The sequence below is a fragment of the Buchnera aphidicola (Anoecia corni) genome, from assembly GCF_964056675.1.
Classification (GTDB): Bacteria; Pseudomonadota; Gammaproteobacteria; order Enterobacterales; family Enterobacteriaceae; genus Buchnera_E; species Buchnera_E aphidicola_B.
Genome location: NZ_OZ060371.1, coordinates 404810 through 424991, shown reverse-complemented (window position 1 = coordinate 424991; position 20182 = coordinate 404810). Strand labels below are relative to the sequence as shown.

Here is a 20182-nt window from a genome sequence, read left to right as displayed (position 1 = left end):
AAATATTTTGCTATAGTTTTGTTTTTTTATGAATGTGAACATCTAATTGAGGATAAGGAGAATCTATGTTATTTTTATCTAGTGCCTTTTTAAATTTTATCATTAAATCCCAGTATACTGAATTTAAATCATCTGTATAACTCCAACAACGTATTATAAAATTCATAGAAGAAGGACTTAATTCACTTAATCCTACAACTACTCCACGATCTTGTAATACCCTTGGTTCGTTTAAAGTAACTTGTTTCAAAACTTCAATAACAAAATCAACGTCAGTATTATACGCTACCCTGATCATAAATTCATTTCTTCTAGCTGGCTCTCTAGAATAATTTATAATGTTATTATCTAATATTTTACTGTTTGGAACAATTACTATTTTCCCATCTAGTGTACGCAACATAGTATAAAATATATGTACATTTAAAACTGTTCCATTTATATTGCATAAATTTACATACTCTCCTGTTCTTAGTGGTCTAAGAGTAACTAATAACGTTCCTGCAGCAAAGTTAGATAAAGATCCCTGTAACGCTAAACCTACTGCTACTCCAGCAGCCCCTAAAACTGCTATAATAGAGGTTATTTGAACTCCTATACAACTTATAGAAGCTACAAAAGATACGGCAATAATGACATATTGTAATAAAGTAGAAAGAAAACCCGCAACAGTTTCATCAATACATCTGTGCGTTAAAATTCCATTTATTCCTTCTGAAATACCTTTAGCTATACATATTCCAATTATCATTATAATAATAGATGATGTAATGTGTAAAGTATAACTGCAAAACAGTTCTTCATTTTTCGCTAACCAACTACTTGCGAGATTTATATCATTAGCTATTTGTAGACCTTCCATTATTATCTCTTTTCTCTAAAAATTAATTGTTTAATGTGAAATTATTTGAAATTTAACTTTAGTGATTTTTTATAATCAGAAAAGTTATAAATGTTAATTTATTTGGATTTAATTAATACTTTATATTTAAAAATAAATTTTTTTAGCTAGAACAATTTAAATAATTAAAAATAAATATTACTAATGTTTCATAAAATTTAATTACAAATTTACAAATTGTTAATGCTAATTTTTTATTAAAAGTTAGTTATAGTGTGTTAAAAGAATTCAAATCTTGAAATATTTTCTTTAATTTAGCACGAATATATAATTGACTATTTCGAATCCAAGATCTTGGATCATAGTATTTTTTATTTGGTTTGTTTTTTTGAGTAGAATTTCCAAGTTGACTTTTTAGATATTCTTTATTACTTTTATAGTAGTCTAAAGTTCCTTTCCAGTATTTCCATTGGATATCAGTGTCTATATTCATTTTAATCACTCCGTATGATATAGACTGTGTTATATCTTGTAAAGAAGATCCGGAACCTCCATGAAATACAAAATTGACAGGATTTTCTTGTGAACAATTATTGGATCTAATTAGAATTTGAGCATTTTTTAATATAGATGGTTTTAACTTCACGTTACCTTGTTGGTATACTCCATGCACATTTCCAAAAGATGCTGCTATAGTAAATTTAGAACTAATCTTTTTTAATTCCTCATATGCATGTTTTATATCTTGAGGACTAGTATAAAGTAATTTGTTATCTATATTTGTATTATCGACTCCATCTTCTTCTCCTCCTGTGCAACCTAGCTCTATTTCTAAATATATGTTCATACTAGACATATCTTCTAAATATTTTTTGCAAGTATCAATATTTTTTTCTAATGTTTCTTCAGATAAATCAATCATATGAGAAGAAAATAAAGGATGATTTTTTCTTTTAAAATATTCTTTATTTTTAACTAATAGTTGATCAATCCAAGATAAGTTCTTTTTATGACAATGATCAGTATGTAAGATTACTGGTACATTATAATATTTAGCCATTAAATGTACATAATTAGCTCCTGCTATAGATCCTATAACTGATTTTTCATGTATATCTAATGTATTTGGTATTCCTTTTCCAGATAAAAAAGAAGATCCTCCATAAGAAAATTGTATTATTACTGGAGATCTATATAGTGATGCGCTTTCTAAAACAGCGTTTATAATATCTGTATTTATACAATTTATCGCTGGTATTGCAAAATTATATTTTTTTGCTAAATAAAATAATTTTTGTATATCTTGTCCAAAGATAACACCTGGTTGTATAACTTGTAAAATTTTAGACATTAATTTTCCTATATAGTACATATTGAATGTCAAGTTAATAATAACATATTATCAATTAGAAATTACATCTTTTTTATGTAAAAATTTTATACCTGGAAGTAATTTCCCTTCTAGATATTTCAAAAATGAACCTCCTCCAGTTGATATATATGAGATTTTATTTCTTATTTTAAATATGTCTATAGCACTTATAGTATCACCTCCTCCTGCAATAGAAAAAGCATTACTGTTAGCTATTGAATGTGCTAATGTTTTTGTTCCATATGAAAAATTTTTAAATTCAAAAACTCCCACTGGACCATTCCATAAAATAGTTTTTGCAGATTTTATTATATTTTGAATAATATTTTCTGATTTAGGGCCTATATCCATAATTTCTTCATTTTTTTGTATATTAGAAACGAGTTTTATAGTAGGTAATGCATGTTCATTAAATTCTTTACTGACCCTAGAATCTACTGGAATAACAATATTAAATTTTTTATATAGCATACTCGCTTCTTTTATAAATTCTTTTTCATGTAAAGATTTTCCAATATGATTATTAATAGCTAAAAATGTATTTGCTATTCCTCCTCCAACTATAACTATATCTGAAATATGCAGTAAATGATGCAACATATTAAATTTAGTAGATACTTTTGATCCACCGATAATAGAAATCATTGGTCTTTTTGGTTTTTTTAATATTTTTTCTAGTGATGTAATTTCATATTTTAAAAGAATTCCTGCACAAGATATAGCTGCATATTGTGCTACTCCTACAGTAGAAGATTGAGTTCTATGAATTGAACCAAATGCATCCATAACAAATATATCACATAATTTAGAATATTTTTTTGATAAATTTATATCGTTTTTATTTTCTCCGATGTTAAATCTAACATTTTCTAAAATATATAGTTCTCCATTAGTAAGTTGTATATTGCTATTTAAATAATTTTTAATAAAATGAACTTTAGTAAAAGTAATTTTTTTTTTAAAATATTGAAAAATAGGAAATAGCGATAGTTTTTTGTTATATTCTCCTTCTTTAGGTCTTCCTAAATGAGACATAACTAAAACTTTAGCATTGTTTTTTAAACAATGCAATATTGTAGACATAGAAGCTTTAATTCTTGCTGTAGATATAATTTTATTATCTTTCATTGGAACATTTAAATCAGATCTAATAAGAACACGTTTATTGTTTAAATTTAGAGTTTTAATATCTATATATTCCATACATATTCCTTAGTACTATGAATAACATTGAATTAAATAATTTTTATGAATTTAGAATTAAACAATATAGTTTTAAAAAACTAATATAATTATTATTATTTTTTGATCTATTTAATGTTTACACATATATAACTTCAATTTTTCTAAATTTTATTTATTGTATGTTAATTTTTTTTAATTTAATTTAAAGTTTAAAAAAATAAAAACAAAATAAATATATAACATATATTTATTTTTTTTAATAAAAAATTATTAGCTTGAATAACAGAATAAGACTTTTTTTGAAAAAATTAATTAAATAACCATGCATGAATACCGTCTAAGAACATTTGAACAGATAGCATAATTAAAATTAACCCCATTAGTTTTTCTAGTGTATCTATTCCTTTTTTTCCAAAAATTGTTAAAAAAAATCCGGATAATAATAAAACTCCTGTTGTTATTATCCATGCTATAAATAAAGATATAGATAATGAAGTTAAAAATTGAGGATATTTATGCGATAATAACATAAGCGTAGCTAATAAGGAAGGTCCAGAAACTAATGGAACAGCTAATGGTACTAAAAATGGTTCCTCGTCATCTTTTTCAGAATTTAATAATGTTTCAGGATTTGGAAAAATCATTCTTAGAGCAATTAAAAATAAAATTATTCCACCGGATATTGAAACTGATTCTGTTGTAACATGAAAAATACTTAATAAATTTTTTCCAAAAAGTAAAAATAAAAACATAATAAATAAAGCTATAATCATTTCTCGAATTAGGACAATAGTTCTTCTTTTTGGATGTATTTTTTTTAAAATAGACACAAAAACTGGTAAATTTCCTAATGGATCCATAATTAATAAAAGTAATATAATTTGAGATAATATATTATACATAGAATACTCCTGGAATGATGTTGATATAAAATATTTGGATTGTTGTATTTATTTAAATGAATTTATTGTTATATCAATAATATTATTTATATGTAATATATAATTTTACTATTATTATTTGCATTAAATACAGAAAATAAAAAATGTAAAATAGTTATACATAACTATTTTTCATGTATATGTTTTAATTGAGCATTTTAAATAAATTGTATTATAAGTTTAAATATTTATATTTTTTTGTTACATAGATTTAAAACTTTTGTATTAAATTAATTTAATAATAATAATTGTTAATCATATTCAATTATTAAAAATAAATAATTTCATACCAATAAGTTTAGTATTAGTATATAAGTTTATTTATTGATAATAAATATTGATTATTAAATATTTAATGAAATAAAATTTTATATATTTTTTTTTAAAATAAATCGATAGTAAATATATTACTAAAATTTAATCATTGAGAGTTCATTACTATGAATAAAAAAAGAAAAAAAACAGTTGGATTCGTTGGATGGAGAGGAATGGTAGGATCAGTACTAATAGAAAGGATGATAGAAAAAAAAGATTTTAAAAACATTAATGCTGTTTTTTTTACAACGTCACAAATTGGAGAAATATCACCTATTATTGAAGATTGTAATTATACAAAATTGTTGCAAAATGCTTATGATATAGATCTTTTATATAATTTAGATATTATTGTATCATGTTATGGTACTGAGTATACTAATCTTGTTTATTATAAGCTTAGGTCAATAGGTTGGAAAGGTTATTGGATAGACGCAGCATCTGAGTTAAGAATGATGAAAGAATCTTGTATTGTTTTAGATCCTATAAATTTAGAAGAAATAAATAAATCTATAGATTCTGGAATAAAAACATTTGTAGGAGCAAATTGTACTGTTAGTTTAATGTTAATGGCATTAGGAGGTTTATTTTGTGCTAATTTAATCGAATGGATTTCTGTATCAACATATCAAGCTGCTTCAGGAGCAGGTGCCAAACATATGTTAGAATTATTGAATCAAATGAATTTTATTTCTAAAAACATAAATAGTGATTTAGAAAATAAGGTTGTATCTATACTAAATATTGAAAAAAAAATTACTAACCTATACAAGTCAAAAAAATTTCCAAGAACTCATTTTAAAATTCCACTATTAGGAAACTTAATTCCTTGGATTGATAATTTTTATAATAAAGGACAAACTCGAGAAGAATGGAAAATACAAGCAGAAACTAATAAAATTGTTTCTTCGGATAAAAAGATTTTAATTGACGGAAACTGTGTAAGAATTGCAACTTTGAGATGTCATAGTCAATCTTTCGTAATAAAATTAAAACAAGATATTTCAATAATAGAAATTGAAACAATACTAAAAAATCATAATAAATGGGTGTCAATTATTCCAAATACTGCAGAATTGAGTTTAAAGTATTTAAATCCAGCATATGTTAGTGGAACTCTACTTACTCCAATTGGAAGAATTAGAAAATTAAATATAGGAAAGAAATATTTATCTGCTTTTACTGTAGGAGATCAACTATTATGGGGAGCAGCTGAACCTTTAAGAAGAATACTATGTATTCTTATTAAATAACATAAAATATAACAAATATATATACGTTTTAACTAATTAAACATAAAAAGATTTTTTTAACAGTGTATTAATTCTATTTAAATTAATTTAAAGATTAGCATAGTATTTATTGAAATACCATAAAATACGATACTATGTTATCGAGGTATTCCCTCGTTTTAACAAATAACGAAAAGGTACATATTTATCATGATATTCTAGAATATTATGCCCCATAAAGTTACAAAAATACTGTATATCTTGTTTTATAGAAATATCGTCAGAAATAACTAAAACTATATCTCCATTTCTAATAGTTCTCATAGTTTTTCTTAGTAAAAAAACTATGTCTGGACAGCATAATCCCCGTAGATCTAATATATTTCTTTTTTTTTCAAAAATTCCTTTCATGTTATTAACTCGTTATTAATTTTATATGTTTTGTATTAAACATGTTTTTTATAATTAAAGATATAGCTTGTTTTTCTTTATATACTGATATACTTTAATAGGTACAAACTGTTTATATATTTTTTTTTTTTTTATACAATTTCGTATCTTTGAAGACGAAATATTTTCTTGTTTTATATTAGAAAAAAAAATATAACCTGAACTGCAATAACTGAAAATAGAAAAATCATCTATTTTATAAGTGTTAACCCAGGATAAAATAGAATCCTGAACTTTTTTTACTAATTTTACTTTTCTTGGAATAACAACAATATGGCAAAGATTTAAAAATTTTTCCCAATTTTCCCATTTATAAATTTCATATAGATTATCTTCGCCAATTATAAAAATCAAAGATATAGATTTTCCAATTTTTCTCCTTATTTTAACTAATGTATCAAAAGTATACGATATTTTTTTGTCTTTTATTTCAAGTAAATTTATTCCCAAATTAGTAAAGTTGGATATAGCTAATTTTATCATTATTAATCTATGTTTATTTTTTATATTCCGTATAAGTTTATGAGGTGGAATATTATTTGGTAACAAAAATATATTTTTCAAATGCATTTCTTGTAATAAGCGGTTTGCAGATAACAAATGCCCATTATGTATTGGGTTAAACGTTCCTCCTAGAATACTTATTATTCTTTTCATAGTTATTTTTCATTATTTCTTTTTGTAACAAAGTAATATTGTTATTTTTTTTAATTTATCTATAATAACGCATTCATAAGATTTTTTATAAATTATTTCTATATTAATTAAATATTGTAATATTGTATTTAATTTTTCTAAAGAAAAAAATGTTGATTTTTTTTTTAAAAAATTATGTTTTAATTTTTCAAAAAAAAATGAATTTTTTTTTTGCTGATAAAAAGTAGAAGTTTTTTTAAAAAAAATTAGTTGAAATATATCTTTTTGTAATAATTTAATCAATAACAAAATTTGATTTTTTTTTAGCACTAAATGATTTAATATTCGAAGAGCTTTATCTAATTCTTGATTAAATAAAGAGAATAACCAATCATATATTAAAAAATTTGAAGAATCTGAAATTACTTTTAAGACTTTCTCATAAGTTATTTTTTTTTTTTTAAAAATTAAAAACAGCATTGTTATTGCATTTGACAATCCTAAAATGTTTTTTTCGTAACATTGACAAAACATTTTTAAAACAATAGGATCTATTTTTAAATCTATTTCTAATACTTTTTTTTTTAGCCAAATTAATAGTTGATTATTATTGGGAATAGTACATTCTACAAATAAACATGAAAAATTTTGAAGATTATTTAAATAACAAAATTTAGATTGAAAATAATAGATTATTATTAATAAATTTTTATCTAATCTATTGAATATTTTGTTTAATAAATTATTAAAAGCAGTTTTGTGTATACTATATTGTATATATAAAATAATTATTTTTTTTGAAAAAAACAAATTATTTTGAATTTTTATTTTTAAAAAATTTAATATGTCTTTTTCTTTTTTTAAGTAAAATCTTTTTAGTAAAAAAAAACCTTTTTTTTTTGCTTTATCTAATATTTTTTTTTTAGTTTCTTCTAAATAAAAAATTTCTATTCCATATAATATGTAGCATGCATAATTATGTTTTTTTAAATATAAAGAAACTTTTTCTGGAGTAATTTTTAACATTTATAATTTTCTATATAAAAATTTAATGTTGATTATTAATTTTTAACTATAATATATTTATTTAATTGTTTCAATAACAAAATTGAGGACTTTATTAGGAATATGTATAATATTTTTTATTTTAATTGATTTTAAATAGTTTTTAATTGTAATACATGTGTTTATATGTTCTAAAATTTTATTTTTTGTTAAATTTTTTTTAACTTGAATTAAATATTTTTTTTTTCCATTTATTTGAATAACAATATTGGTATTAGAAATAATAAATTTTTTTTTAAAAATAGGCCAATGTTCTTTATCTAAAGAATTTTTTTTAGTTATTATTTTCCATATATAGAAACATACATGAGGTATGAATGGATAAAGTAATTTTAATATAGTTAACAAACATTCTCTGTAAACTGCTTTATCTTGTTTTTCTAATATTTTGAATTTTGAAACACAATTTACTAAAGACATAATAGAAGATATAGCTGTATTAAACGTTTGTCGTATTTCAATATCATCAGATACTTTTTTTATAGTTTGGTGTAAATTACTATATAGCACTTTTTGCTTATTATTAAATAATAATGGATTAGGAATTTCTAAGTCTTCTTTATTTTGTATAAAATTATAATATAAGTTCCAGATTCTTTTTATAAATCTATGTGTACCTATTAAATTATTTTCATTCCATTCTAATGCCATAGTTGCTGGCGCAGCAAACATAATAAATAGACGTACAGAATCGGCTCCATATTTTAATACTAATTGGCTAGGTTCTATTCCATTATTTTTTGATTTAGACATTTTTATCATACCCGCATGAATCACTGGTTGATTATTACTAGCAATACTAGCTTGAATAATTTTTCCTTTTTTGTCCTTTACACAATGAATTAAAGAAGGAGATATCCAGTGTTTTTGTTTTTTATTATCAAGAAAATAAAAGGCATCACCTAATACCATTCCTTGGCATAAAAGTTTTTTTACTGGTTCAGATGAAGAGACTAATCCAAAATCATATAATAATTTATGATAAAATCTTAAATAAATTAGATGCATAGTAGCATGTTCTATTCCACCAATATATTGATCTACAGGAAGCCAGTAGTTAGATTCTTGTTTATCTACCATTCCATATTTAAAATTAGGAGATGTATATCTAACATGGTACCAAGAAGATTCTATAAAAGTATCAAATGTATCGGTTTCTCTAGTAGCTTTTTTATCATTAATAATAACATTAAACCATTTCTTATTATATTTCATAGAATTATGAATGTTTTTTAGATCTTTTACTACAGGTAATACTATTGGAAGTTCTTTTTCTAAAACAGGTAATATTTTTCCTTCTTTAGTTGTAACTATTGGAATAGGAGTTCCCCAATAACGTTGTCGAGAAATACTCCAGTCTTTTAGTTTAAAAAATGTTTTATTTTTTATAATGTTTTTTTTACTTAAAATATTAAATATTTCAGTTTCTAATTTAGAATGGTCAAACTTATAAATTTTTTTTAACAAATTAACACAAGACGATTTTCCTAAGTTTTTTAATTGATGTAAAAAAAAATTTTTTTTATTTATTTGAGATAAAGAAGAGATAGTAGGAATTTTATTTTTTAAACAAAATTGAAAGTCTTTTTTATTATTTTTTGGGTATCCGGCTACAACTCCTGTTCTATAATCTTTATCAACATACATACCTATCCATAGTGGTATTTTTTGTTCTGTTATAGGATGAATAATATATTTTTTAGTATTAATTCCTATTAAACTTTTACTTCTTTCGTTAAAATGCATAGATTTATATTTATTAATTAACAAATTATCTTTCATACTAAATATCAAAAAACCATTTGTTAAATTATGAAAAGGAGAAACAGCGATATATGTTATATCGAGTAATTTACTTAATTTAGTAATAAATATCAATAAAGTTTTATCACTATTAAAAATAGATAATTTTATTTCTTTTCCTTTTTCTTTTCCTATCCAATTTTTCTGCATATCTAATACTTTTTTTGGCCATTCAGACAATTTTTTTAAATCAGATAATAATCTGTTAGAATAATCACTAATTTTTAAAAACCATTGATAAATTTTTTTTACAGTAACTGTTTGATTACATCTCCAGCATAATCCATCTTGTACTTGTTCATTAGCCAATACTGTTTCGTGAAAGTTACACCAATGTACTAAAGATTTTTTTTTATATACTAGATTTTTTTTATACAATTTTAAGAAAAACCATTGTTCCCAACGGTAAAATTCTACAGTAGATGTATTAATTTCTCTACTCCAATCATAACTAAATCCAATTAATTGGAGTTGTTTTTTCATATTTTTTATATTTTTTTTTATCCATAATTCTGGAATTATATTATTTTTTATTGCTGCTTCTTCAGCTGGTAAACCAAAAGCATCCCATCCGATCGGATGTAGTACATTTTTCCCTAACATTCTTTGATAACGAGCTATTACGTCACTGATTGTATAATTTCTTACATGTCCAATATGTAAATTTCCAGAGGGATATGGCAACATTGAAAGACAATAAAATTTTTCTTTTTCTTCATTTTTGACCGATTTAAAAGTATTATTTTTTTTCCAATATTTTTGCACTATTGATTCAATTTTTTGCGGTATATATTCTTTTTTCATTTTTATTGTTTACAATAATTTATTTTATATAAAATATAAATATTTATACAATATATATGTATATTAATATCGAATTGTAATTTATATAATTTAACTAAAATATATTTTACTCGTTAATAATTTAAAAATATTGCTATTAACATACAATTAAATAGTCATATTTATGTATAGAAGTAAATATTTATATTAATTTAAGCATATATAATTTATCAATTTAAAATTGATACTTTCATTTGAACAATATGCCTGTTGTTTAATATCGATATTTCAAATTTTAAATTTTTTATAGTTATCACTTCTCCTTCTACAGGTAGCCTTTCTATTTTTTTAGTTAAAAATCCTCCTATAGTATCTACGTTATCACTTTTAAAATTAGTATTAAATGTTTCGTTAAATTCTTTAATAGAAGTAAATCCTTTTACAATAAATTTTTTTTCATTAATTTTAAAAATATTCTCTTCTTCATTTGTATCAAATTCATCGTATATATCACCAACAATTAATTCTAAAATGTCTTCAATAGTTACCAATCCAGAAACTACTCCAAACTCATCTATTACTATCGCTATATGAAATCTTTTAGCTTTAAATTCTTTAAGCATATCGTCAACATATTTACTTTCAGGTACTACAATAGCAGGGCGTAGTACATTTTTAACAAAAAATTTTTTTTTAGGGTTTTGCATAAAAGATAATAAATCTTTCGCTATCAAAAATCCTTCTACATAATTCTTATCTGAACTAATAACTGGAAATCTAGAATGTGCTGATTTAATGATAATATTTAAACATTCTTCAAGGGTAAATGTTAATTCTAAAGTAACAATATTTGGTTTAGGTATCATTATTTCTTTCACACGACGTTTAGTAATGTCTATAACTCTTTCTATCATTTTACACGTAGTTTGATCTATTAAAGAATTTTGTTCAGATTCTTTTATTAAAGAAAGTAATTCTTTTCTACTTTTTGGTTCATCATTAAATAATCGATGAAATAACAGGGAAAAAAAGTTTTTTTTTGATTGATTATTGCTCATAATTTTATGTTTAAATTATTAAATAATTCATTAATATAAAATTGTTTTCTATAAATTTATTATATTACTATTTTTAATAAACTATATTTATAATATTTTAAAAGAATAAAAATCTAAAAAAAAAATTAATTCGAAATTAATAATAATTTTTGTTCTAAAGACTCCATTTTTTTTGCTGAACTATCATTTAAATGATCAAATCCAATTAAATGCAATATTCCATGAATTATAATATGCGAAAAATGATAGAGTATAGTTTTTTTTTCTTGGATCGATTCTTGAATTACTGTTTCATAACATATAGCTAAATCTCCAATAAAATTTTTTATTTCTTGATTAACAAATGGTCCTCTAAATGGAAAAGCAAGGACATTAGTTTCTTTATTAATGTTTCTGTATAATTTATTTAAACGTATCATTTCAATTTTTTTTACACATTTTATAGAAACAAAAATAGATTTTTGTTGATCATTAGAAACGATTTGAACTAAATTTTTAAAATGTTTTTTAGATGGAATTCTCATGTCTTTATTTTTAAACAAATCTAATTTTGCACTATATTTATTCATAATTTAATATAAAACTTTTTTATATAAAAAATGTTAATACAATTTTTTATTAAAAATAAAAAACTATTTATATATTTAAAAAAAATTATATATAAAAAATATATATTTCTATATTTTTAATGTTATTAATTGTAATTAATTGTCTGTAATATTTTTGTTTATTGAAATTAAAAAATTTACTAAATTAAAATAAAAAATATTTTTTAAACTAATTTTCCAACCAGAGTATGTCTACCTACATTAGTAATATTTATCTTCACAATTTTTCCTATACAAGAATGTCTTCCTTCAAAGTAAACTGTTCTATTATTCATTGTTTTTCCTGATAATTTCATAATATCATTTTTTGCAATACCGTCAACAAGAACAGACTGAGTTGTATTTAACATATTTGAACTCAATTTTTTTGATTGAACAATAATTTTGTTTTGCAGTATAAAAAGTCTTTTTTTTCTTTCTTCAATTCTTGTGTTTTGTTTTAAAATAGAAGCAGGAGTTCCAGGTCGTGGTGAATACAAAAAACTAAAGCTCATGTCAAAATATATATCGTTTACTAATTTCATAGTTTGTTTAAAATCTGTTTTTGTTTCTCCTGGAAAACCAATTATAAAATCAGAACAAATATGCATTTTTGGTCTAATTAGTTTTAATTTTTCTACTATTACTTTATATTGGACAGTAGAATATCGTCTCCTCATAAGCTTTAAAATTCTATCTGATCCACTTTGAACTGGAAGATGAAGGGAATCAGTTAGCTGAGGTAATTTTGAGTATGCATGAATCAAATCATTTGTAAAATGAATTGGATGACTAGTAATAAATCGAATTCTATAAATTTCATTAATTTCTGAAATATAATATAATAGCTTAGAAAAATTACATTTTTTTTTATTGGAATATTCTCCAAAATAAGAATTTACATTTTGTCCTAATAAAATAACTTCTCTAGTACCCAATCTTGTTAGTTGTTTAATTTCATTAATTATATCAATAACCGGTCTACTAATTTCTCTTCCTCTTGTATATGGTACAATACAAAAAGAACAATATTTGTTGCATCCTTCCATAATAGCTACTAAAGAAGAAATCCTTGAAGTAGATGTAATTGTATATTGTATATTGTCAAATTTTTCTATAGATTTATAGTTAATAATGTCTATAATTAATTTTTTTGAAAGAATTGCAGACTCAATCATATCAGGTAATCGATGTAGAGTTTGAGTTCCGAAAATTATATTAATATAATTAGCGCGATTAAAAATTTTTATTCCTTCTTGCGTAGCAACACAGCCTCCGACTGCTATAATTATATTTGGATTGTTTTTTTTTAAGATTCTCCATCTTCCTAATTGATGAAATAATTTTTCTTGAGCTTTTTCTCTTATAGAACAAGTATTTAGAATTAAGATATCAGCTTTTTTCGCACTATCAATTAAAAAATATGATTCTTTTCTCTTTAAAAAAATCGCAATTAAAGATGAATCATATTCATTCATTTGACAACCCCATGTTTTAATATGTACTTTTTTCATTTTTTTATTTTAATATTGCTATATTATCAATTGTATTTTATAAATTTAATTCATTAAAATATAATGTTTTTATACTATTATTTATATCGAAAATTAATTTATATTAAAAGAATAAGTTTATTGCTATTTTTTAAATTTTATTAAAAGTAAGATTTTTTTCATTTTTTTACATTTTATGCATTTATTGAAATCAATGTGGTTTTTATGTTAATAAAACATTAATATTATAAAAATAGTAAATCAATTTTTTATATTTAATACGTTTGAAAATAAAAATGATAATATTTAATATTAAGTTTAATTATATAGCAATTTCTGCCTTTATTACAGGATGAGGATAATAGTTAATTATTTTAATATCATTAAATTTGTAATCAAATATAGAATCTGGTTTTCTATTGAATACAATGATAGGAAGATGTTTAGGTTTTCTACTTAATTGAATTTTAGCTAATCCAATGTGATTAACATATAAGTGTACATCTCCTCCTATCCATAAAAAATTTCCAACTTTTAAATTACATTGTTGTGCAATCATATGAATTAGTAAGGAATAACTTGCTAAATTAAAAGGTAATCCTAAAAAAACATCACAAGAACGTTGATATAGTTGACAACTAAGGAATTGTCCATCAACATAAAATTGAAAGAGTAAATGACATGGAGGTAATGACATATTTTTTATTTCAGCAACATTCCATGCAGATACTATCATTCTTCTAGAATTCGGATTAGTCATAATTAAATGAATTACTTCATTAATTTGATCAATATGTTTTCCATCGTATGTTTTCCATTTTCTCCATTGTTTTCCATAAATTGGTCCTAAGTCGCCGTCAATATTTTCCCAATTATTCCAAATGGATACATTATTTTCTTTTAAATATTTTGTGTTTGTATCCCCTCTTAAAAACCACAATAATTCATAAACTATAGATTTAATGCTACACTTTTTAGTTGTTAACAATGGAAATCCATCATTGAGATTAAATTTCATTCTATAACCAAAAATAGATTTAGAATCAATGTTTGTTCTATTTTTTTTTATAGTTCCTTTATTAATAATAGTTTTTAATAATGTTAAATATTTTTTCATATAATCATTTATATTATTTTTTTTAAGTGAAAGTATAGAAACAAATTAACTTCTAAAAATAGTATAAAAATAAAACTTAAATTATAGTAGTAATATATATATATGTGTGTGTATTTAATTATCTAAATTTTATATATATCTAGTTATAATTTAAAGTATCAAATTTATAACTAAATCCAATATAAAAAAAACTAGTTAATATTAAAAAAATATTTTAAAATTAATTCTAACGATTTTTAAAAAATACATATAACAAAATCAAATATGTGATTAGTTATTGTATTTTATTAAAATATTAAATACGATAATAAATCGTTTTTAGTGTTGTCTGAACAACATAACAAGTTTTAATGAAAATATTAAATGCTTGCAATTAATTTATAGTATATTTCTATATTTATAAAATAGTTTTTTTGAATTTATTTTGATTAAAGAAAAATAATTAGAGTTATTATTGTTTTTTGCAAAACACAATTTTATATTAGTTTTTATTTTAAAAAAATTAATAATAGTAAATTAAATAGTTTTTTATAAAAAATTTACGTTTTTTTTTAAATATTAATAAATGAACAATAGATAGTATTAATTCTGCAAAAAATGTATCTAATCCGTTCATCTAAATAATTCTTTACAATTAGTACAAATTTTGTTTTATATTTTTTATGATTTATATATTTTTAAATTATAGTATATAAACTATACTAGTAATATATAAACAAAAATATAAGTTAATTCCTATAAATAAATTTTAAATTTAGTACTAAAAAAAACTTATATTCATAAAATGTAAAATACATGTATTAATATAATTAACATTTATTATTTTTTATAAATATACAATTTATTTGTATAGCACGTTTGTATAAAAAATAAATATAATTTGTTTACTAGATTTTTTTTTGTACAAATAGTACATATTATCTTTTTTTAGATGTAAATATAAAATTTAAGTTATAACAATCTTAAAATTAATTTAAAGCTCTAACGCAAGCATTTCAGAAATAGTTTGTCGTCTTCTAATAACTTTAACGGTTCCTAAATTAAATAATATTTCAGGAATTAATGGTCTACTATTATAATTTGAAGACATAGAAGATCCGTAAGCGCCTGTATCATGAAATATAATAATATCACCAATTTCTATTAAAGGTAGTAATCTTGGTTTAACTTCTCCATCATTAGATTGCGTAAATATATCTCCTGACTCACAAAGAGGTCCTGCAATTACTGTTTTTCTTTTTATTTTATTATTAATTAATTTGCAACTATTAGAAATTACAGATATATGATGATAACTACCATACATTACCGGTCTAACAAGATCGTTAAATCCAGCGTCTGTAATTACAAAATATACATCTTTTATTTTTTTTACAGCATTTACTTTTGCTGCTAGAATACAAGATTCTGCTACTAAAAAACGTCCAGGCTCTATTTCTAATGTAATAGGATGATTAAAAAAATTAGCCAGCTTTTTTTGTACAACATTCCATAATGTAAAATATTCATCAATATTAATACAGGATTGATTCAATTTATATGAAATAGGAATACCTCCTCCTGCTGATATTGATGATATATCAGTGTTTAAATTAGTAACGCACGATAACATAGATTCACATACTTTTTTTAGATTTTTATAATTTACTCCAGATCCTATATGCATATGAATTCCTACTAAATTAAAGTTATAAACTTTAACTAATTTAATCGCTGATTGCAAATCCCATATTCCATGTTTACTGTTTTCTCCCCCTGTGTTTGTTTTTTTATGGTGTCCATATCCAAATTTTGGATTTACTCTAAGCCATATCTTATGATTAGGAGAAATATTGCCCAATTGATGCAACATATCTATAGATCCAATATTAACTGTAATATGTTGTGATACAACTTTATTTAACGACTCTTCATCGAAAGAATCAGATGTATAAACAATCTCTTCATTATTAGGACTAAACCCGGACATTAAAGCTCTTTCAATTTCTCCGTAAGATACAGCATCTATTTTTACACCACATTTTTTTAACAAACGTAATATATGAATATTGGAACATGCTTTTTGAGCATATCTAATAACGTTAAATTTACTTAGTTTTTTTACTTGATTTTTTATAATATTTGCATCATATATCCATAGTGGTGTTTTATATAAAGAAATAGATTTTAAAATATTTTTTTTATTTAATTCACTTTTAGTAGTAAAAACAGAAAAAGGCATATTTTTTCTCTTAAAATGATAATAGTAAACATACGTATTTCATTATTAATAAATTATTATATATAGCTAAGTTAAAATTTCAAATTTCATTACTAAAATAGTCTAAATAATTTTCTAATGTATGATTTTGCATATATATATATATAATATATCATTTTTTATAATTTTTATTAAAACAATTTTAGATAATTATTAATTGTATTTATTGTTCGAAAAAAGTATTTAAATTAAGACTTAATGTAAAAACATATTAAAATTAAATGTGATTTAACTTAATAATATAAAAGTATATAGCGATAAATTACTTGAAATTTTTAGGACGAAGAACTGGAAATAAAATAACATCCCGTATATTTTTTTGATTAGTAAATAACATTACTAAACGATCAATACCTATCCCTAATCCTGCAGTTGGAGGTAATCCATATTCTAAAGCATTAATATATGAACTATCATAAAAAAATTTTTTTTGTTTTGTATTTTTATAATATTTTTTTTGTTGCAGAAATCGATTTTTTTGTTCTTCAGAATCATTTAATTCAGAAAAACCATTTGCTATTTCATATCCTCCTATAAATAATTCAAATCTTTCTGTATATTCTATAGTATTTCTTTTATTTTTAGCCAATGGTGAAACTTCTGTTGGATAATCAACAATAAACGTAGGTTCAATTAATTTCTTTTCTACTGTTTTTTCAAAAATTTCATTTAATAACTTTCCAATTCCCCATTGTTTGTTTTTTTTTATTCCTAAAGAGAGGGATATATTTTTTAATTTTTTGTAATTGTTTAAATCTGAAAATCGGATATTAGAATTAAATAATAAAATAGATTCCTTCATAGAGATAACTTTAAACTTATTTTTAAAATTTAGTACATGTTTATTAAATTCAATTGCGTATGTGCCTGTAATTACAGTACATAAATATAAAAATAAATTTTCTATAAATTTCATAGCATCTTTATAGTTATGATAAGCCATATATGCTTCCATCATAGTAAATTCTGGATTATGCCGAACAGATACACCTTCATTCCTAAAGCTCTTATTTATTTCAAAAATTTTATCAAATCCACCTATAATTAATCGTTTTAAATATAATTCTGGGGCTATTCGTAAATAAATATCTATATCTAAACTGTTATGGTAAGTTATAAACGGACGAGCGTTAGCTCCTCCTGGAACATTTTGCATTATAGGAGTTTCTACTTCTAAAAAATGATTTTTTTCCATAAAAGATCGAATCTTAGAAACTATATAGGATCTTTGTTGAAACCTAAAAAACGTTTTTTTATTTGTTATTAAATCTAAATGTCTTTTTCTATAACACAATTCTTTATTCGATAAACCATGAAATTTATCTGGAAAAGAATTAACAGATTTTGTTAATAAAATTATATTTTCACAATATACAGATAATTCTTTCGTTTTTGTTCTAAATAAATATCCTTCGATTCCTAAAATATCTCCTATATCTAGAATATCATTAGACGTTAAATATATATTACTTTCTATACATTTTTTTTTATAATAGATTTGAATTAAAGTATTTACATCTTTTAGTGTTATAAATGAACTTTTTCCCATAATTCTTTTTTGCATTACTCTTCCTGCTATATTTACTTTAACTATGTTTGTCTTAAGCATATCTCGTGTGTAAGTTTTATATTTTCTATGAATTAAATCAGCAGTATGGGATCTTTTAAAAGAATTTGGAAAGTTAAATCCGTTTTTTTTCATAAATGCTAATTTATTAGCCCTATTTTTTTTTTCTGTAGTTTCTTGTTTTATTTCGTTACAAATCGATTTTTTATTCATATTCTATATCCTAAAATCCTAGTTTTAAACTAGCTTTTATAAATTTGTCTAAATGACCATTTAATACTTTCTGAATATTTCTAGATTCTATATTTGTCCTTACGTCTTTTATTCTAGAATCATCTAATACATAAGATCGAATGTGATTACCCCAAGTAATATTTAGTTTAGAATCTTCTATTTTTTTCTTTCTTAATTGTTCTTTTTTTAAGGATAAATGATTAATTTTAGATATTAATTGTTTCATAGCCTGTTCTTTATTTTTATGTTGAGAACGACTATTTTGACATTGCACTACTACACCTGTAGGTATGTGTGTAATTCGAACAGCAGATTCTGTTTTATTGACATGTTGACCTCCTGCTCCAGATGATTTGTAAACATCTATACGTAATTCATTATAATTAATTTTTGTATTGAAACCTTTATTAATATCAGGATAAATAAATATAGAACAAAAAGAAGTATGTCTTTTATTATTAGTATCAAAAGGATTTTTTCTAACAAGTCTATGAATTCCAGCTTCTGTTCTAAGCCATCCAAAAGCATAGTGTCCTTTAACTTTAATAGTTGCTGATTTTATTCCATTATTTTCCCCTAATGTTTTTTCTAAAATATTGATTTTAAACTTTTTACTATAGATCCATTTAAGATACATTTTTAATAACATATTAGCCCAATCTTGAGATTCTTCTCCTCCAGAACCAGACTGTATATCTATATAACAATTTAGAGAATCATATTTTTTTGAAAACATTTTTAAAAATTCTAACTTTTTAATTTTAAATTGTAAATTATAAATTTCTTTAACAATGTCACCTAATATTTCTTTGTCTTTTTTTTTTTCTTGTTCTACTAACACTAATAATTCTTTGAAATAATTTATTTTTTTTTGTATGCTATCAATAGGAAATAAATGTTCTTCTAAAAAAGATTTTTCTTTTAATAATTTTTTTGAAATATTAATTTCTTTCCATATTTTAATAGATTGTAATTCTATATTGATTTCTGTAAGACGTTCTTTTTTTTTATAATATTCAAAGATAATACATAATTTTTTTTTTTTTTTTGTATACAGAGTTTAATAACTTTTTTACAAAATTAATTGAATACATAGTCATTTACATCCTTTAATATGAGATCATTTTTTTATAACATATGAACGTAATTTTATAATTATATTTTTTTTGTAAAAAATATTGATGTTTTTTTTATTACTAATAGAGTCGTTGTTAACTTTAAAAAAAATTACTATAGTAAAAAA

At 22.2% G+C, this 20182-nt stretch carries 16 protein-coding genes; 1 reads left to right on the top strand and 15 read right to left on the bottom strand.

Going from position 1 to position 20182, the window contains the following annotated elements:
• Positions 1 to 10 precede the first annotated feature (10 nt).
• The 4 genes from mscS to AB4W63_RS01775 all read right to left on the bottom strand — a co-directional run bounded on the left by mscS (position 11) and on the right by AB4W63_RS01775 (position 4300).
• Positions 11 to 862, bottom strand: a complete 852-nt coding sequence (mscS, locus tag AB4W63_RS01790) for a small-conductance mechanosensitive channel MscS (protein WP_367680886.1) — start codon at positions 860 to 862, stop codon at positions 11 to 13.
• Positions 863 to 1109: 247 nt separating this feature from the next.
• Positions 1110 to 2192, bottom strand: a complete 1083-nt coding sequence (gene fbaA, locus AB4W63_RS01785) for a class II fructose-bisphosphate aldolase (RefSeq protein ID WP_367680885.1) — start codon at positions 2190 to 2192, stop codon at positions 1110 to 1112.
• A 51-nt stretch (positions 2193 to 2243) separates the two neighbouring features.
• On the bottom strand, positions 2244 to 3416 hold the full coding sequence (locus tag AB4W63_RS01780; RefSeq protein WP_367680884.1) for a phosphoglycerate kinase: 1173 nt from the start codon (positions 3414 to 3416) through the stop codon (positions 2244 to 2246).
• 290 nt (positions 3417 to 3706) lie between these two features.
• Positions 3707 to 4300 (bottom strand): YhgN family NAAT transporter, encoded by a 594-nt coding sequence (locus tag AB4W63_RS01775; protein WP_367680883.1) that lies wholly within the window; start codon positions 4298 to 4300, stop codon positions 3707 to 3709.
• Positions 4301 to 4779: 479 nt separating this feature from the next.
• Here AB4W63_RS01775 and asd point away from each other — a divergent pair, with 479 nt between their 5' ends.
• Positions 4780 to 5907 carry an aspartate-semialdehyde dehydrogenase gene (gene asd, locus AB4W63_RS01770; RefSeq protein ID WP_367680882.1) on the top strand — a complete coding sequence of 376 codons (1128 nt, stop codon included), beginning with the start codon at positions 4780 to 4782 and terminating at the stop codon, positions 5905 to 5907.
• Between the two features lie 132 nt (positions 5908 to 6039).
• On the opposite strand, the gene tusA is transcribed toward asd, so the two are convergent.
• The 11 genes from tusA to prfB all read right to left on the bottom strand — a co-directional run bounded on the left by tusA (position 6040) and on the right by prfB (position 20033).
• On the bottom strand, positions 6040 to 6297 hold the full coding sequence (tusA, locus tag AB4W63_RS01765; protein ID WP_367680881.1) for a sulfurtransferase TusA: 258 nt from the start codon (positions 6295 to 6297) through the stop codon (positions 6040 to 6042).
• Between the two features lie 54 nt (positions 6298 to 6351).
• Complete coding sequence (gene nadD, locus AB4W63_RS01760) at positions 6352 to 6993, bottom strand: nicotinate (nicotinamide) nucleotide adenylyltransferase (protein WP_367680880.1); 642 nt, start codon at positions 6991 to 6993, stop codon at positions 6352 to 6354.
• Positions 6994 to 7005: 12 nt separating this feature from the next.
• On the bottom strand, positions 7006 to 7998 hold the full coding sequence (gene holA / locus AB4W63_RS01755; RefSeq protein WP_367680879.1) for a DNA polymerase III subunit delta: 993 nt from the start codon (positions 7996 to 7998) through the stop codon (positions 7006 to 7008).
• A gap of 57 nt (positions 7999 to 8055) precedes the next feature.
• The gene (leuS, locus tag AB4W63_RS01750; protein ID WP_367680878.1) at positions 8056 to 10644 is read right to left on the bottom strand and encodes a leucine--tRNA ligase; all 2589 of its coding nucleotides are present in this window, start codon (positions 10642 to 10644) and stop codon (positions 8056 to 8058) included.
• A gap of 209 nt (positions 10645 to 10853) precedes the next feature.
• Positions 10854 to 11681, bottom strand: a complete 828-nt coding sequence (locus tag AB4W63_RS01745) for an HlyC/CorC family transporter (protein WP_367680877.1) — start codon at positions 11679 to 11681, stop codon at positions 10854 to 10856.
• A gap of 125 nt (positions 11682 to 11806) precedes the next feature.
• The gene (gene ybeY, locus AB4W63_RS01740; RefSeq protein WP_367680876.1) at positions 11807 to 12250 is read right to left on the bottom strand and encodes an rRNA maturation RNase YbeY; all 444 of its coding nucleotides are present in this window, start codon (positions 12248 to 12250) and stop codon (positions 11807 to 11809) included.
• Between the two features lie 203 nt (positions 12251 to 12453).
• Positions 12454 to 13782: a tRNA (N6-isopentenyl adenosine(37)-C2)-methylthiotransferase MiaB gene (gene miaB, locus AB4W63_RS01735; protein ID WP_367680875.1), complete on the bottom strand. Its 1329-nt coding sequence runs from the start codon at positions 13780 to 13782 to the stop codon at positions 12454 to 12456.
• Between the two features lie 301 nt (positions 13783 to 14083).
• Positions 14084 to 14878 (bottom strand): thymidylate synthase, encoded by a 795-nt coding sequence (thyA, locus tag AB4W63_RS01730; protein ID WP_367680874.1) that lies wholly within the window; start codon positions 14876 to 14878, stop codon positions 14084 to 14086.
• Between the two features lie 973 nt (positions 14879 to 15851).
• Complete coding sequence (gene lysA, locus AB4W63_RS01725; RefSeq protein WP_367680873.1) at positions 15852 to 17099, bottom strand: diaminopimelate decarboxylase; 1248 nt, start codon at positions 17097 to 17099, stop codon at positions 15852 to 15854.
• A 301-nt stretch (positions 17100 to 17400) separates the two neighbouring features.
• Positions 17401 to 18918, bottom strand: coding sequence for a lysine--tRNA ligase (gene lysS / locus AB4W63_RS01720; RefSeq protein WP_367680872.1), 1518 nt, complete (start codon positions 18916 to 18918; stop codon positions 17401 to 17403).
• A 10-nt stretch (positions 18919 to 18928) separates the two neighbouring features.
• Positions 18929 to 20033 (bottom strand): peptide chain release factor 2 gene (gene prfB, locus AB4W63_RS01715; protein WP_367681206.1). Its coding sequence is split into 2 segments (ribosomal slippage): positions 18929 to 19957 and positions 19959 to 20033, totalling 1104 coding nucleotides; the frame shifts between segments, so codons are not numbered across the junction.
• Between the last annotated feature and the right edge of the window lie 149 nt (positions 20034 to 20182).